Origin of the sequence: Parabacteroides sp. AM08-6 (genome assembly GCF_003473295.1) — a bacterium.
Lineage (GTDB): Bacteria > Bacteroidota > Bacteroidia > Bacteroidales > Tannerellaceae > Parabacteroides.
This window is the reverse complement of the sequence record NZ_QRMP01000019.1, coordinates 18,583-34,281: the sequence shown is the minus strand read 5'-3', so window position 1 is coordinate 34,281 and position 15,699 is coordinate 18,583. Positions and strand designations below refer to the sequence as shown.

Sequence of the window (15,699 nt, the reverse complement as noted above, 5' to 3'; positions counted from 1 at the left end):
GTTTGGGGATTAGTTGGTAATCTCTTCCTCTTTACAAGGTAATGTAAACCAGAAACGTGAGCCTTTTCCTTGTTCCGAATCGACTCCAATGGTTCCGCCCAAGGCCTCGATAATTGTCTTGCAAATAGTCAATCCGAGGCCTGTTCCTTGTTTGAAACTGTTTATCTTTACAAAACGTTCGAAGATGGCATTTCTGTTTTCCGGTGCAATACCGATTCCGGTGTCTATAACTTCAACCAATACCCGTTTCTCTATGATACGGTAAGAGAGTGTGATAGAACCTTCTTCCGTAAACTTAGTCGCATTGGAGATAAGGTTGGAAATAACTTGGGTAATACGTTTAGGGTCGGTATTCAGAATAATATCAGGTAATTTATCTCTGTCGCAAATTAATTTAACTGCCGGAGGCATTTTTAGCGCATGAACCTGATACTGTTCGAGCAGGATTTCTTTCAGACTGACGTCTGTCAGCGTATAGTCGAGTATACCGGACTCTATTTTGGAGAAATCCAGAATATCAGTAATCAAGCGTAGGAGCAAGTCACTGTTTTTATTGATGATATTTATATATTCTTCCTTTTCTTCTTTGTCGTCGGTTTCGGTAATAATGTTCGAGAAACCGATAATCGCATTCAGCGGAGTGCGTATTTCATGACTCATATTGGCCAGGAAAGCTGATTTTAATTTGTCAGCTTCTTTGACCTTTTGTATTTCTTGTTCGGATTGACGGGTTTCATATTCGGCATGTCGTAATTTTTCTTCCAGAAGTTTTTCTTCAGAAATATCAGTAAGATGGCAAATAACCTTATTGGGGCGCTTATGCCCATTTATGGTGTAGGCCAAAGCATTAAAACGTATCCAAATAGTTTCGTTTTCGATGGTGGTCCGACAAGTAAAACTGCAATTATCTTGTGTCCCGTCAATGACCCGGTAGAGAGTGCTGATATGTCCGGAAGCATAACTAATGTTTATCAGTTCTTTAAATGATAAAGTATTATGTTTCTGCATGTATGAGAACAGTTTGTTATTGTTCTGATGATCATTCAGTACGGGATCGATATAAAATGTTCCTTTTTCAACGTCATATTCTCCGACAATGGAACTCCCTGAAAGTAAGACGGCTTTCAGTATCGCCAAATTATTTTGTGTCTGCGCATCTTTTAGTTGCTTTTCTGTATTGTCGGAGATGATAAACAGGTATCCGATGCGTCCGGAATCTGAATCATTCAGTCCAAAACCTTTTATGAGCAGGTGCTTTTCTTGTCCGGCTAGGCTTGAAACGTAGTAATTAGCCTTGTGTATTTTATCAAATTGGTAGATTAAAGGAAAACTAAAAGCTCTTCCTTTTTTTATACTCTCTAATATCCGGACGGGAACGGCTGGATTTTCAAAAAGGTTGATACCGATTATTTGTTCGCGTGTAGTCCCGAAAATTTGTAAATCAGCTTCGTTTACATCTATTAAATAACCATCGGAGTCATATAATTCCACTCCGATAGGAAGATTGTTAAAGAACAGCTGGAACTTGGTACTTAATTCGGATAGAAGTTTTCTGGATTTCTCTTCTTTTTCTTCTGTTTGCCACCGTTCTATCAATATGGAGAAGATGCTGGCAATCAGATGCATATCTTCGACTTCCGTTGTTGTCCATTTCCGATGGGTCCGGATGGAATCGAAGCCGATAAATCCTTGCACTTTATTGTGGAATGTCAATGGAATAATCAGCAAGGACTTGAGTTCCTGTTCTTGTAATAACAATTTGTCGGTATGTGCTTCCGGCGGGAGGTCGTCAATGTCGCAAAGGACAATATCCTCTCCGGATTTAACGGTATTGATAATCCATGGCATTGTACTGTAAGTTAGTTGGTTCCGGTCATCTTTAGGCGTCTCGATATATGAACTGGTCACTTCGCACGGAAAATAAGCTATCCGGTTATTTTCTTCAAAAATTGCAATATATCCCCAATCCGCATCGAAGAAGTTTAGCAGTAGGCGCATAGACTTCTCTATCGGCCGGTTCTCTTCATTGAACAAAAGGATTAATACTTCCGATATGATACGTTTAATATTGGAAGTCTGGGAAACATGATTGTTCCGGCGTTGTTCTACTTTCCGGTCTTTCTCTTCCAATAGCCGGATAAGTTCTTTTTTTGTTAATTGATTGTATGGCATTCTATGTAATTCAATTGATAGCTTTTCTATTCACAAAAATAGAAATATCTTTTGATAGTTATATGATTTTGTGGGGTTAAATGTTGTTTTCCGCTTTTTCTTTAGAACAATTATATTTTTAATGTAAAGGCTGTTCGTGGTAAAAAGTTATATTTGCATGTTCTAACATTATAAGAAATTATGTTGAAGCAACAGTTACAACAAAAGTTACAGCAAAAACTATCTCCTCAGCAAATACAGCTGATACGTCTTTTGGAACTTCCGGCTATTGAATTGGAAGAACGTGTCAAGCATGAACTGGAGGATAATCCGGCTCTGGAAGAGGGGAAAGAGGTTACTGAAGACTTTGAACGTGCTGACGGTGATGTTGAAGAAGGTGTTTCCGGAGAAGCGGATGCCGATGTGGACCTTTCCTTGGGTGATTATATGAGTGAAGATGATATTCCCGATTATAAACTCCGTGAATTAAGTGAACGCGCAGAGAAAAAGGAGGATATACCTTTTTCTGTCAGTCAATCCCTGAACGAATATTTATTGCAGCAGCTGGGACTCCGCAATTTATCGGAGAAAAGGGTTCGTATTGCCGAATATATTATTGGCAATATTGACGATGACGGGTATCTGCGCCGTGATTTGTCTGCGATAGCAGATGATTTGGTTTTCCAAGCCGGACAGGACGTAAAAGAGAAGGAGATAGAAAAAGTATTAGCCATTATACAGGACCTCGACCCGGCTGGAGTTGGTGCCCGCAATTTGCAGGAATGCCTGCTTTTGCAGCTTGATCGCAAGGAGAAAACGGCGGAAGTGGAACTGGCTATTCGTGTCTTAACCGATTATTTTGAAGAATTCACCCGTAAACATTATGAAAAGATATTGCGTGGGTTGGGAATTGATGAAACGGCATTGAAAAAAGCTATTCACGAAATAACAGCACTCGATCCTAAACCTTGTGGTAGTTGGGGCGGTTCTATGGAAACAGCGATGAGCCAGGTTATTCCTGATTTTTTGGTGGAAGCTGTTAATGGTGAATTGATATTAAGCATGAACAACCGGGATATACCGGATTTGCGTATCAATCGGGAATATGCGGAAATGTTTCAAGATTATGCCGGTAATAAAGCTAATCAGACAAACAAAATGCGCGAAGCTGTACAGTTTGTTAAGCAAAAGCTGGACTCGGCACAATGGTTTATCGATGCTATCAGGCAACGGCAGGAAACTTTGCAGCGTACGATGGAAGCAATAATTCTCCTGCAACGTGATTTTTTCCTGACAGGAGACGAAACGACTCTTCGTCCGATGATATTGAAAGATGTGGCCGAGCGGGCCGGATATGACATCTCGACGATTTCGCGTGTCAGCAACAGTAAGTATGTACAGACTAATTTCGGTATTTATCCTTTGAAATACTTCTTCTCAGAATCAATGCAGACGGATAGTGGTGAAGAGATTTCCACTCGTGAAGTTAAAAAGATAATGGAAGAGTATATCGACAATGAAGATAAGCGCAAACCGTTGACGGATGAGGAACTGGCCGCTATTTTGAAAGAAAAAGGATATATCATCGCCCGTCGTACAGTCGCTAAATACCGTGAGCAATTGGATATTCCGGTTGCACGGCTCAGAAAAGAAATATAAAATTTAAGCACATGAAACTATTATCAAACATAGTATCCGGAATGTTCCATCCTTTATTGATGGTTACGTATGGCGTAATTTTGGCTCTTATGTTTACGTACCTGACCATCTATCCTCCGGCAATGAAATTGCTGCTTATAGGGGGGGCTTTTTTGTCGACTGCGGTTATTCCGGGGCTGTTTATTTATATGATGGTACGAAGTGGCGCAGCCGGTGACTTGGAGTTGTCTGACCGCAAGGAGCGGGTAGTCCCATATCTGATACTAATCACTTCAATCTTGGTATGTGTCTTTTATATGTATAAAATGATGCTTCCGTTTTGGCTCTTGTCTCTGCTGGTAGGGGCCAGTGTCGCATTATTACTGGCGATGCTGATTAACTTTTACTGGAAAATAAGTGCCCATATGCTGGGAGTGGGCGGATTGTTGGGAGGGATTATGGGGATTTCCCGTATCCATTTGATGAATCCTTATTGGACCTTTATTATTGTGATTGTGATAGCCGGATTGGTGGGGACTTCGCGTATCTTTCTGAAAAGACATACGTCCATGCAAGTGTATGCAGGGTTTTGTCTCGGATTTATATGTACCTTTGTCTCCTCATTTTTAAGTTATATATATTTATTCATCTAATAAAAACACTAAAATTATGAATTTTCCTGCAGATTTAAAGTACACAAAAGATCATGAATGGATCCGTGTAGAAGGTGATATTGCTTATGTAGGTATTACAGATTATGCTCAAAAAGAACTGGGTGAAATTGTTTTCGTCGACATTACAACAGAGGGCGAAACAGTTGCAAAAGAAGAGGTGTTCGGTACTATCGAAGCAGTGAAGACCGTATCCGATTTGTTTATGCCTGTAACAGGTGAAGTGATTGAAGCAAACGCTGAACTGGACGACAAACCTGAATTGGTGAATGAAGATGTTTATGGCAATGGCTGGTTGATAAAGATTTCCGTATCGGATCCTTCCGAATTGGATGATTTGTTGTCCGCAGCAGAATACGAAAAGTTGATTGCTAAATAAGGACAGCGTTTATAAAATAAGAAATATGACACCTATAGTAAGTATTATTATGGGCAGTACATCCGACCTGCCCGTTATGGAGAAAGCGGCAAAACTGCTCGACGAAATGGAAATTCCATTTGAAATGCATGCTTTGTCGGCTCATCGTACGCCTGCCGAAGTAGAAGTTTTTGCAAAAGGAGCAAAAAGCCGTGGTATCAAGGTTATCATCGCTGCTGCCGGTATGGCTGCTCATTTGTGCGGAGTGATTGCATCTATGACAACAGTACCTGTGATAGGGGTACCTATCAATTCTACGCTCGATGGTATGGATGCCCTGTTGGCAATTGTCCAGATGCCTCCGGGAATCCCCGTAGCCACAGTCGGTATCAATGGTGCGCTTAATGCCGGTATTCTGGCTGTTCAAATGCTTGCCGTAGGGGATGAACAGCTTCAAGACAAACTCGCCGCTTATAAGGAAAACCTGAAGAAGAAAATCGTTAAAGCAAACGAGGAACTGGCAAAGGTTTCTTTTAAATATAAAACAAATTAACCAAGAGTTGTTTTGAAATAATGAATGATGATTTATTCTTTTAAATCATCATTCACTTTCTAAAGTATAAATCCAAGTTATTTGTAAATGGATTATTTTAATTACAATCGTCGTCAATCGTCTGTAGTCCATATAGGAAGTACTCCGCTGGGAGATGATAATCCGATACGTATCCAGTCCATGGCAAACGTGTCGACAATGGATACGGAGGCTGCTGTTCTGCAGGCTATCCGTATGATAGAGGCCGGTTCCGAATATGTGCGGTTTACTGCACAGGGAGAGCGCGAAGCCCGCAATCTGGGTGTTATTCGTAAGGAATTGAATGCAGCCGGATATACAACCCCGTTAGTGGCTGATATTCACTTTAATCCTCGTGCAGCCGATGCCGCAGCGGAAGAAGTGGAGAAAGTTCGTATTAATCCCGGTAATTATGTTGATAAAGTAAAAACATTCGATTTGCTGGAATATACTGACGAAGAATATGCCGCAGAGCTACAGAAGATACGCGAGCGATTTGTCCCTTTCCTGAATATTTGCAAAGAGCATGGAACAGCCATTCGCATCGGTGTGAATCATGGTTCATTATCCGACCGTATCATGAGCCGGTACGGTGATACTCCGGAAGGCATGGTTGCTTCCTGTATGGAGTTTCTGCGTATATGCCGGGATGAGAATTTTACCGATGTCGTTATCTCCATCAAAGCTTCCAATACGGTTGTGATGGTGAAAACGGTTCGTTTGTTGGTTCAAACGATGGAGGCCGAAGAAATGTATTATCCGTTGCATCTGGGTGTGACGGAAGCCGGAGATGGGGAAGATGGGCGTATCAAGAGTGCAGTCGGCATCGGTACATTGCTGTCCGATGGTATTGGAGATACTATTCGTGTATCCTTGAGTGAGGACCCGGAGGCGGAAATACCGGTTGCCCGCAAACTTGTCGATTATATTTTGGAGCGTGAAGGACATACTCCGATTTCTGCTTCATTGGCTCCGGGCTATGACCCAATCAATGTGAGTCGCCGCGCCAGCCGTGTGACGGAGGGAATAGGAGGAAACTTTCCCCCTGTTGTTATCTCTGACCGGGGGAATGGAGACTTTGAATTTGATTATTCTTTTCTTCCGGACTATATATATATAGGAAAGGAAGACCCGGAAAATCTTCCGGATAACTTTCGCTTGCTTGTAGACGCTCATTTCTGGAAAGAACGTCCGAATGCTTTTCCTTTTTTCATCGCTTCCGAAATAGAAGAATTGAAAGATTACCAGACCCCTTTGAAGTTTATTCGTCTGACAAATAATGACCTGACGGAACATACGATGGAATTGTTGAAGCAAGATAAATGTACGGTTGTAATTCTTAGTACATACCATCAGAACGGATTGGGTGCTCAACGTGCAGCTTTGCATAAATTGCTGGCCGCCGGTTGCGATGTTCCTGTAATTCTTCATCGGGATTATCGGGAAACGGATGTAGAAGCATTGCAATTAAAGTCGGCTGCCGATTTTGGTGCATTATTGCTGGACGGCTTTGGGGATGGTATTATGTTACACAACGAAGGTGGCGAAGCTATGGTTGGCGATAGCTGTATGTTCGGTATTTTGCAGGCAACCCGTACCCGTATCAGTAAAACCGAATATATTTCATGCCCCAGTTGCGGACGTACATTGTATGATTTGCAGACAACAATTGCCCGTATCAAAGAGGCGACTTCACACCTGAAAGGACTGAAAATCGGTATTATGGGATGTATCGTAAACGGTCCCGGCGAAATGGCTGATGCCGATTACGGATATGTAGGAGCCGGGCGTGGACAAATTAGTTTGTATAAGGGGAAAACTTGTGTATTAAAAAATATACCCGAAGACGAAGCTGTTGAACGTCTTGTTCAATTGATAAAAGAGAACGGGGATTGGAGCGATTAATAAAATTCGAAAAATCGAAACTGACGATGGAGGCGGATTGTACTAATAATTGTCAATAGCCAACTGTTCATTGTCAATTTGGATTACCTTTGTAACATTATGGAAGTAAAGATTGTAAATAAGTCACATCATCCTCTGCCACAATATGCTACTCCGCTATCGGCAGGAATGGATATTCGTGCAAACCTGACGGAACCGGTTGTCCTGAAGCCGTTGGAACGTAAGTTAATACCAACCGGCCTGTATATTTCATTGCCTGAAGGCTATGAAGCGCAAATGCGCCCCCGTAGTGGTCTGGCTCTGAAGCATGGCATTACCCTGTTGAATACACCGGGAACTATCGATGCCGACTATCGCGGGGAAATCGGTATTATCCTGGTAAACCTCTCTTCCGAACCTTTTACCGTGAACGACGGAGAGCGTATCTGCCAAATGGTAATCGCTACCCATTGCCAAGTCAACTGGCAGCCGGTTGAAGTATTGGATGATACCGAGCGAGGTGCCGGAGGTTTCGGGCATACAGGAAAGGAGTAATCGATATGTATAAGTCAGTGAAATATATATTTTTTATTTTATTGCTGTTGGCAGGCACAGTGCAGGTACAGGCTGATGAAGATAATAAACCCGTTAGCCCGCTCCATCCTGCTAAAATAAGTGAAGCCGATCAGCGGAAGTTTGATTATTTCTTTTACGAGGGGTTAAACTTGAAGACGGCAGGTAAGTTTGACGCCGCTTATGATGCGTTTAATCATTGTCTGGCAATCGATTCGACTGCTTCATCTGTGTTATATGAACTCTCTTCTTTCTATGCCCAGTTGAACCGTCCGGATAAGTCGCTCGAGATGTTGAGACGTGCGGTTGCCTATAGTTCCGACAATTTCACATACCGGATGGCTTTGGCAACGATGAGCCGTAACCTGGGTATGTATGCCGAAGCTGCAGACGAATATGAGAAATTGGTAAAAGATTTCCCTTCCAAACCTGAATTGAACTATTATCTGGGCGATGCTCTTACACAAGAAGGCGAGATTGGAAAAGCAATCGATGCCTATGATGCTCTCGAGTCGTCCATCGGAATGAACGAAGCATTGTCCATGCAAAAGTATAAGTTGTATAATTCGTTGGAACAGTCGGATAAAGCTTTTCAGGAAATAGAAAAACTTGCAGACAAGTTTCCTATGCAATCCCGCTACCAGATTATTCTAGGAGATTTGCATCTTGAAAAGAATGATACCGTCAAAGCCTTAGCCTGTTATGAGAAAGCGCATGCCATTGACCCGGAAAATCCTTATTATGTAGTATCCATGGCGAACTATTATGAGGTTACGGGTAATAAAGAAGCTGCCGAAACGCAGATACGCAATGCTTTGATTAATGAAAAACTGGATGTGGAAACCAAAGTCGGTATCCTCTCCCGGTATATCCTGAAATTGCAGCAAACACAGAAAGGGACCGAGAGTGCCAACGCCCTTTTCGAAACTTTGCTTGAACAACATCCGGAGGATACGGACCTGAAACAGATGTACGGCGGTTTATTGATTGCGCAAGGAAAGATTGATGAAGCCCGTTTCCAGCTTCAACTGGTTACGGAGATGGAGCCGGATAATGCTCCTGCCTGGCAGCAATTGTTGAATTTGGCTTTAAAATCGGAAGATATTCCGGAAATCATCCGTATCTGTACCCGTTGTCAAGAGTTGTTCCCTGATGCTCCCGAATACTATTTTTATTTAGGTATTGCTTATTATCAGCAGGAAAAGTATCAGGAGGCATTAAACGTATATTATGCCGGTCTGAATATTATACCTGCCGAAAACTTGGGATTGAAATCCGACTTTTACGGGCAGATAGGGGATATTTATTACCAGATGAAGCAAATGGAACAGGCTTATAAGTCTTACGACGAGGCTCTGAAGTATAATGATAAGAACGTGGTAGTTCTGAACAACTACAGTTATTTCCTTTCTCTCGAGAAGAAAGACCTGAAAAAAGCGGAGCGTATGAGCGCGCAGTGTGTCAAGCTGGAGCCTAATAATGCTACTTATCTGGATACGTATGCCTGGATTTTCTTTGTGCAAGGTAGCTATACACTGGCCAAGATGTATATCGAAAGTGCGCTTGCCAACGACACCACTAAGAGTTCTGAATTGGTGGACCACTACGGAGACATCCTTTTTATGCTCGGCGATAAAGAAAATGCCGTCGAGCAGTGGAAGAAAGCGAAGGAGTTAGGAAAAGAAAGTGAGATACTGGACCGTAAGATTGCAGAAGAAAAATATATAGAAGAGAATGTTGAAAACAAATAATTACATCCGCAGAGGTAGCTTGGCTTACCTTCCTGCCCTGGTTTTATTTTTTATTCTGGCCCTTTCCGGCTGTAAGTCCTCCAAGAAGGTCGGTACAGTCGAGTCGACCGGAGTGAAAGGCCACAAAGAATTTTTTGAGCAGATGCAGGAGTCGGCTTTCGAATATAAGACTCTTTCCGCCCGGTTGAATGCGGAATTGGATGTTCCGGGTAATAAGATGAGTTCCCGTGTGGATTTGAAAATGGTGAAAGACAGTGCTTTCCAACTTTCCGTTCAGCCTTTTCTCGGCATAGAGATTTTCCGTATAGAACTGAGTGTGGATAGCATAAAGGTTCTCGACCGTATGGGAAAGCGCTACATTGCCGATAACTATGCGAACCTGAAAGGGCAAACTCCTATCGAATTTAATTTTTATAACCTGCAAGCCCTATTCACCAATCAACTCTTTTTACCGGGACAACAGCATATCTCTCCGAAACAATATAACCGTTTCAAGCTGAAACAGGAAGGACCTTCGTCGGAGATACGGGTAAAAGATGCAATGGGTTTACTGTACACCTTTATAGCTGACGGTGAGGAAAAGATTTTATCTACATTCGTTACCGAACCGTCCGATAAATATGCTTTGCAATGGAATTACTCGGATTTTCGTTTGACCGACGGGCAACCTTTCCCTATGCAGATGAATGTGTATGTAATGGATGACGGTTCTTCCAAAGGTGGTGTTATTTTAAACTATTCCCGTATACAAACGAATGTTCCGGTAAAGATGGATTTCTCCATCCCTGCCAAATATAAACGCGTTACGTTGGCGCAGATTATTAAATCCCTGACTCAAACGAAAGCGAAATGAGGTATATCTGGTTCGTCATATTGCTGTTTTCTGCAACTTCTCTCTTCGGACAAAATTCAGCCCGGGTAAAAGAGCTTGAGAAGCAGCGTAAGGCGGCTCTTGCCGAGATTGAAATGACTAACCAGCTTTTAAAAGAGACACGCCAGACGGCCCAAAATTCCTTGAACCGGCTGAATCTCCTGTCCAAACAAATACTTTCCCGCAAGCAGGTCATCAGCCTTTTGAACCAGGAAATCGGAGAGATTGACAAGCAGATAGCTGCTTCCCGTCGTGAAATCACTGCTCTCGAAAAACAATTGGCAGGAAAACGTGCCAATTACGGAAAGTCTGTGCAGAGTATGTACAAACGACGTTCGTCGCAGGATAAAATTCTTTATATCCTTTCTGCCGATAATTTCGCTCAGTCTCTTCGTCGTATGCGGTATCTTCGCGAATATGCCAATTGGCAGAAATTGCAGGCTACGGAGATTATAGATAAGCAAAAAGAGATAGCAGCCAAACAACAAGAACTTGAAAAGACACGCAATGAGAAAAATCAATTGCTCGAAGTCCGGGAAGATGAAAGTCGTAAACTCCAATCCGAAGAGGACAGCCAAAAAGAGGAAGTACGACAGTTGAGTAAAAAACAAAAGGACCTGCAGGCTGCCTTGAAGAACAAGCAGCGTCAGGCAGATGCCCTGAACCGTCAGATAGAAAAGCAGATAGCGGATGAAATAGCCCGTGCCGATGCCGAAGCGAAAGCTTCGCGTGCCAAACGGAGTACGGGAGGTGCGAAGAAAGCCGATAAGACCGAGCCGGCCGAACCTATCCGTGAAGAACGGGTTGCCGAGACGAAAGGGGGCTATGCCATGACTAAGGAAGAAAAACGGCTTTCCGACGATTTTGCCGGTAATCGTGGCCGTTTGCCTTATCCTGTATCCGGACGTCATACTATTGTGGCGACTTTTGGAGAACAACAGCATCAGGAATTGAAATATGTTCGTACCAACAACAGCGGAATCGACATCCAAACCTCCCCGGGGGCAGATGCCCGTGCCGTATTCAATGGCGAAGTCACACGTGTGTTTGTAGTTCCCGGTTATAACAATTCCGTTATTATCCGTCATGGAAATTACCTGACAGTCTACAGCAATTTAAGTCAGGTTTACGTGAAAGCCGGCGATAAAGTTTCCACCCGCCAGGCTATCGGCAAAATATTTACCGATACGGAAGACGGCAATGTCACTATCCTTCATTTCCAGCTTTGGAAAGAGAAAACAAAACTAAATCCGGCCCCTTGGCTGGAATGACTCTATATTGCTTCTCTCCCTGTGTTTCTTCCCATTTCATCCTTCATCCTTCATTTTTGAGAATAAGTATTTGTCACTGTGTTTCTTACGCTGAATGATGCTCCTCGAATCATCCTTCAGCCATCCTTCAAATCCTTCAGGAAAGGCTGTTTTTCCCTGTTTTTTGGTAAGATCAGCTTCTTTTTTCATCGAAAAATCTCAAAAGATTTATTCTTTTGTGTGCTTGAAAGCTATCTCTTTCTCCTATGGATACTAAGAGAAAGTATCGTACAAATTAAGGCTACCCTTGCCACTTATTCCCTTTTTTACCTGGGTCGTTAACCTTTGCGAGCTTGGTAGGTAAGCTTAATGACCTTGGTCGGCAAGGTTATCGAGTCGGGAGCAAAGAGGAAAAGATACCATCTTCGGAAATAGATTGTCCGAAGGTATGCAATAGTTCCCTATTCTATCCATGATAAAATAAAAGTTTTGACATGAATGCTGTTGCAATATTCCGTATTCGCTGCAGCAAAGCGTATATATGGATGAAATAATTGATACGGCAAAAGAGTTTCTGCTTGATTTCTCTTTTATACGGCATGTAATTTATGTACTTTTGCAATCGGTTGCGCTAATAATATAAAAGATGATTGTTGTCAGAGATACGGATATGCTAAAAGGAAAAGGGTTGGTTGCCTCCATCGGTTTCTTCGATGGGGTACATCGGGGACATCGTTTTCTGATTGGCGAACTGAAGCAGTTAGCGGCTTTGTCGGGTTTACCCTCTGCTGTCATCACTTTTCCGGAACATCCGCGTGCCGTACTGCATTCGGATTACCAACCTAAGCTGCTCAATTCGTTCGAAGAGAAATTGGAGCATTTGGCTTCTACCGGCATAGATTATTGTATTGTACTGAATTTTACGGCCGAGCTGGCCCGGTTGACGGCAAAAGAATTTATCACGTCCATATTGGCGGAAAAACTACATGTCGAGACGTTGCTTATCGGTTACGACCATCGTTTCGGACACAATCGGAAAGACGGTTTCGAGGAATATGTCGTTTACGGTGAAGCTTGTGGAGTTCAAGTGGTAAAGGCAGCCCGCTACAGTGAAGGGGAAGCTGCCGTCAGTTCCTCGAAAATTCGTGGTTTATTGTCGGAATGCCGGGTGGAAGAGGCAGCGCATTTGCTTACTTATCCTTACCAACTGAAAGGGACTATCGTCAGTGGTTATAAGGTAGGCCGTAAACTGGGTTTTCCTACTGCAAACATACAGGTGGACGAGCCTTTTAAGATTCTACCGGGTATCGGAGTTTATGCCGTCTGGGTTCATCTTAACGGGAAGCGTTATAAAGGAATGTTATATATCGGCGACCGTCCTACCTTGAACAACGGCTCCAATATCACGCTCGAAGTAAACATTTTAGACTTCGCGGGGGATATCTACAATAACGAAATCACAGTTGCGTTTATTTATCATGTGAGGGGCGATGTGAAATTCGATTCTCTTGACGAACTGGTTGCGCAATTGGGACGCGACAGGGAGACGGTGAACAATTTATTAAAGGAATAAAATAAAAGCAGGCTTATGTATTACGAAGCTATTGACATGTTAAAAGGCATGATATCCCGTCCTTCTTTCAGTCGGGATGAAGCCGGTGTAGCCGATTTTCTGCAACAGTGTTGGCAGGCTGCCGGATACAAAGTCTACCGTAAGGGAAACAACCTTTGGCTGATAGCGCCCGGTTTCGACTTCGGAAAGCCGACACTTCTGCTCAACTCCCATATCGACACGGTTAAGCCGGCTGCCGGTTGGACGAAAGACCCGTTTGTTCCGGAAGAAACCGAAGAGGAACTACTGTATGGCCTCGGGAGTAATGATGCCGGTGCCAGTGTTGTCTCCCTCTATGAAGCTTTTACGGTTCTCAGCGAAAAGGAGCAGCCTTACAATCTTATTTTCCTTGCCTCTTGTGAAGAAGAAGTGTCCGGTAAAAACGGTCTCGAAAGTGTCCTTGCCGAGCTTCCTCCCATCGCGTTTGCCGTTGTAGGCGAACCTACGGGCATGCAACCTGCCGTGGCGGAAAAAGGACTGATGGTGTTGGATTGTGTCAGTATCGGGAAAGCCGGACATGCCGCCCGCAACGAGGGGATAAATGCTATCGCTTTGGCTATGAAAGATATCGAATGGTTCCATACATATCAGTTTCCGGAAAAAAGTGATTTCCTAGGGCCGGTGAAGATGAGCGTCACTATGATACATGCCGGAACGCAACATAACGTTGTTCCTGACCGCTGTGAATTTACGGTCGATATCCGGACGAATGAGTTTTATTCGAACGAACAACTATTCGGACTTATCCGGGAGAAGGTTGCTTGTGAGGTAAAAGCCCGCAGTTTCCGTCTCAACTCGACCCGTACGGACCTGCAACACCCATTTGTACAACGTGCCGTCCTGATGGGTAAAGAGCCTTTCGGTTCTCCTACGTTAAGCGACCAGGCACTGATGCCTTTCCCTTCTGTCAAGATAGGGCCGGGTAATTCTGCCCGTTCCCATGCCGCCGACGAATATATCGGTTTGATGGAAATACGCGAAGCCATAGATACCTATGTCCGTCTGTTGGACCAACTGGACTTGAAGCAGTAAGGTATGCGCGATATTGTCGGAACAATTGCCAGTCGTTATCTGATTGCCGTCCTGAACCTTGTCCTGATATTTATCAATGCCAAGGTTCTGGGAGTGGAAGGTGTCGGATTAATCGGAATTATTCTTGCTTCTGTCAATATCGCGATGATGTTTAATGGTATTTTGGCAGGGAATACGATTGTCTATTTTATGAATCGGTATTCCTTACAGGCTGTTTTTCGTCCTTCTTATCTCTGGACGCTTGTCGGTTCCGGGCTTGCTTGCGGTGTCATGTCGGTTATCGGTATGTTGCCGGAGGGGTATTTTACGGATGTTTATTGTTTGTCCGTACTGGTTTCGTTGGTTGCAGCCAATTCGCGTTTCCTGCTGGGGAAAAACAGGGTATTCTCTTTCAATATAACTTTTATGTTGCAGGGCGGATTGCTCTTTTTCGTTCTCCTTTATCTTTATTATGGGGCTGGCAGACAGGATGTTTCTTCCTATTTACAGGGGATGTATGTGGCCAACGGGATTGCTTTTCTTATCAGTTTCCTCTTGCTTTTGCCTTATCTGAGGCGGAAAGAGGCGGATGCCGGCAAAGAATGTCCGCTTCCGGTTCTTCTGAAAGAGATGTTCGGGTATGGTCTTTGGGGGAGTACCGACAATATAGCGGAAGTACTGACTACCCGTCTTAATTATTTCCTGATAGGTCGATTTGGCGGTTTGGGAAGTGTCGGTTTGTTGGATGCCGGGACCAAGATTTCGGAAAGTGTCTGGCACATCAACCGCAGTATCGGTTTCATCGAATATAGCCGGGTAGCTCAAACGGACGATAAGACACGGCAAAAAGAGATTACATTGCAATATTTCAAACTTACCTTTTGTGCCGTGACATTGGCGACTGTTTGTGTCCTGTTTGTCCCAGAATGGGTGTATACGGATTACCTGTTTAGTGATGAATTTGCAGGAGTACGGAAAGTGATTATCGGGCTTTCTGCCGGTATTATCGCTTTGGGGTGCAACAGTATCCTAAGCCAGTATTTTATCGGAAGCGGGAAGATACGGTATAGTGCCGTTTGCTCGATTATCGGCCTTCTTAGTCTGCTGATAGCTGGCGCGATACTCATTCCGCTGTATGGAATTGTCGGCTCGGCGGTCAGTTCCAGTATCGCTTTTTGTGCGATGCTTGCATTCTCCTGGATTGTTTTCTGTAAACAGACAGGTACCTCTTTTTCTGAATTTGCAGTAAATAAGCAAGACCTTGATTTTATTCGGAAAACATTTCGCCGCTCTCTTTAACGCACAATATTCTTTCTCAGATTCGTATTTCTTCTCATTTTGATGTTGTATCTTTATGG

General features: G+C 43.4%; 14 protein-coding genes. 12 read left to right on the top strand and 2 right to left on the bottom strand.

Annotated elements, in window-relative coordinates; translation table 11 throughout:
* Positions 1 to 9: 9 nt before the first annotated feature.
* The gene (locus DW103_RS12060; RefSeq protein WP_122276471.1) at positions 10 to 2,172 is read right to left on the bottom strand and encodes an ATP-binding protein; all 2,163 of its coding nucleotides are present in this window, start codon (positions 2,170 to 2,172) and stop codon (positions 10 to 12) included.
* A 180-nt stretch (positions 2,173 to 2,352) separates the two neighbouring features.
* Between DW103_RS12060 and rpoN the strand changes: the two genes are divergently transcribed.
* The 9 genes from rpoN to DW103_RS12015 all read left to right on the top strand — a co-directional run bounded on the left by rpoN (position 2,353) and on the right by DW103_RS12015 (position 11,739).
* Positions 2,353 to 3,810, top strand: coding sequence for an RNA polymerase factor sigma-54 (gene rpoN / locus DW103_RS12055; RefSeq protein WP_122276469.1), 1,458 nt, complete (start codon positions 2,353 to 2,355; stop codon positions 3,808 to 3,810).
* A gap of 11 nt (positions 3,811 to 3,821) precedes the next feature.
* On the top strand, positions 3,822 to 4,442 hold the full coding sequence (locus tag DW103_RS12050) for a hypothetical protein (protein WP_122276467.1): 621 nt from the start codon (positions 3,822 to 3,824) through the stop codon (positions 4,440 to 4,442).
* 16 nt (positions 4,443 to 4,458) lie between these two features.
* Positions 4,459 to 4,839: a glycine cleavage system protein GcvH gene (gene gcvH, locus DW103_RS12045; protein ID WP_122276465.1), complete on the top strand. Its 381-nt coding sequence runs from the start codon at positions 4,459 to 4,461 to the stop codon at positions 4,837 to 4,839.
* Between the two features lie 25 nt (positions 4,840 to 4,864).
* Positions 4,865 to 5,371 carry a 5-(carboxyamino)imidazole ribonucleotide mutase gene (gene purE, locus DW103_RS12040; RefSeq protein WP_122276463.1) on the top strand — a complete coding sequence of 169 codons (507 nt, stop codon included), beginning with the start codon at positions 4,865 to 4,867 and terminating at the stop codon, positions 5,369 to 5,371.
* Positions 5,372 to 5,458: 87 nt separating this feature from the next.
* Positions 5,459 to 7,294, top strand: a complete 1,836-nt coding sequence (locus DW103_RS12035; protein WP_122276461.1) for a 4-hydroxy-3-methylbut-2-en-1-yl diphosphate synthase — start codon at positions 5,459 to 5,461, stop codon at positions 7,292 to 7,294.
* A 99-nt stretch (positions 7,295 to 7,393) separates the two neighbouring features.
* Positions 7,394 to 7,828 (top strand): dUTP diphosphatase, encoded by a 435-nt coding sequence (gene dut / locus DW103_RS12030; protein ID WP_122276459.1) that lies wholly within the window; start codon positions 7,394 to 7,396, stop codon positions 7,826 to 7,828.
* Between the two features lie 5 nt (positions 7,829 to 7,833).
* Positions 7,834 to 9,597 carry a lipopolysaccharide assembly protein LapB gene (locus DW103_RS12025; protein ID WP_122276457.1) on the top strand — a complete coding sequence of 588 codons (1,764 nt, stop codon included), beginning with the start codon at positions 7,834 to 7,836 and terminating at the stop codon, positions 9,595 to 9,597.
* Positions 9,581 to 10,450, top strand: a complete 870-nt coding sequence (locus DW103_RS12020) for a DUF4292 domain-containing protein (RefSeq protein WP_122276455.1) — start codon at positions 9,581 to 9,583, stop codon at positions 10,448 to 10,450. The genes DW103_RS12025 and DW103_RS12020 overlap by 17 nt, the downstream gene beginning before the upstream one ends.
* Entirely contained in the window at positions 10,447 to 11,739 is a 1,293-nt protein-coding gene (locus tag DW103_RS12015; RefSeq protein ID WP_122276453.1) for a murein hydrolase activator EnvC, read from the top strand. Before DW103_RS12020 ends, DW103_RS12015 begins: the two co-directional genes overlap by 4 nt.
* 36 nt (positions 11,740 to 11,775) lie before the next feature.
* Here the strand turns inward: DW103_RS12015 and DW103_RS18130 are convergent, their stop codons facing one another.
* Entirely contained in the window at positions 11,776 to 11,928 is a 153-nt protein-coding gene (locus DW103_RS18130; RefSeq protein ID WP_158576695.1) for a hypothetical protein, read from the bottom strand.
* A gap of 436 nt (positions 11,929 to 12,364) precedes the next feature.
* Here DW103_RS18130 and ribF point away from each other — a divergent pair, with 436 nt between their 5' ends.
* The 3 genes from ribF to DW103_RS12000 are packed head-to-tail and all read left to right on the top strand — an operon-like array spanning position 12,365 to position 15,640.
* The gene (ribF, locus tag DW103_RS12010; protein ID WP_122276451.1) at positions 12,365 to 13,291 is read left to right on the top strand and encodes a riboflavin biosynthesis protein RibF; all 927 of its coding nucleotides are present in this window, start codon (positions 12,365 to 12,367) and stop codon (positions 13,289 to 13,291) included.
* A gap of 15 nt (positions 13,292 to 13,306) precedes the next feature.
* Positions 13,307 to 14,362: a M20 family metallo-hydrolase gene (locus DW103_RS12005; protein WP_122276449.1), complete on the top strand. Its 1,056-nt coding sequence runs from the start codon at positions 13,307 to 13,309 to the stop codon at positions 14,360 to 14,362.
* 3 nt (positions 14,363 to 14,365) lie between these two features.
* Positions 14,366 to 15,640: a lipopolysaccharide biosynthesis protein gene (locus tag DW103_RS12000; RefSeq protein WP_122276447.1), complete on the top strand. Its 1,275-nt coding sequence runs from the start codon at positions 14,366 to 14,368 to the stop codon at positions 15,638 to 15,640.
* The last annotated feature ends 59 nt before the right edge of the window (positions 15,641 to 15,699 follow it).

What these genes read in the sequence shown, in the direction of transcription:
- DW103_RS12000 (WP_122276447.1), top strand. Translation starts at nt 14,366, where the DNA reads ATGCGCGATATTGTCGGAACAATTGCCAGTCGTTATCTGATTGCCGTC.
- DW103_RS12020 (WP_122276455.1), top strand. Translation starts at nt 9,581, where the DNA reads ATGTTGAAAACAAATAATTACATCCGCAGAGGTAGCTTGGCTTACCTT.
- DW103_RS18130 (WP_158576695.1), bottom strand. Translation starts at nt 11,928, where the DNA reads ATGAAAAAAGAAGCTGATCTTACCAAAAAACAGGGAAAAACAGCCTTT.
- DW103_RS12035 (WP_122276461.1), top strand. Translation starts at nt 5,459, where the DNA reads ATGGATTATTTTAATTACAATCGTCGTCAATCGTCTGTAGTCCATATA.
- ribF (WP_122276451.1), top strand. Translation starts at nt 12,365, where the DNA reads ATGATTGTTGTCAGAGATACGGATATGCTAAAAGGAAAAGGGTTGGTT.
- purE (WP_122276463.1), top strand. Translation starts at nt 4,865, where the DNA reads ATGACACCTATAGTAAGTATTATTATGGGCAGTACATCCGACCTGCCC.
- DW103_RS12060 (WP_122276471.1), bottom strand. Translation starts at nt 2,172, where the DNA reads ATGCCATACAATCAATTAACAAAAAAAGAACTTATCCGGCTATTGGAA.
- rpoN (WP_122276469.1), top strand. Translation starts at nt 2,353, where the DNA reads ATGTTGAAGCAACAGTTACAACAAAAGTTACAGCAAAAACTATCTCCT.
- DW103_RS12050 (WP_122276467.1), top strand. Translation starts at nt 3,822, where the DNA reads ATGAAACTATTATCAAACATAGTATCCGGAATGTTCCATCCTTTATTG.
- DW103_RS12015 (WP_122276453.1), top strand. Translation starts at nt 10,447, where the DNA reads ATGAGGTATATCTGGTTCGTCATATTGCTGTTTTCTGCAACTTCTCTC.
- DW103_RS12005 (WP_122276449.1), top strand. Translation starts at nt 13,307, where the DNA reads ATGTATTACGAAGCTATTGACATGTTAAAAGGCATGATATCCCGTCCT.
- dut (WP_122276459.1), top strand. Translation starts at nt 7,394, where the DNA reads ATGGAAGTAAAGATTGTAAATAAGTCACATCATCCTCTGCCACAATAT.
- DW103_RS12025 (WP_122276457.1), top strand. Translation starts at nt 7,834, where the DNA reads ATGTATAAGTCAGTGAAATATATATTTTTTATTTTATTGCTGTTGGCA.
- gcvH (WP_122276465.1), top strand. Translation starts at nt 4,459, where the DNA reads ATGAATTTTCCTGCAGATTTAAAGTACACAAAAGATCATGAATGGATC.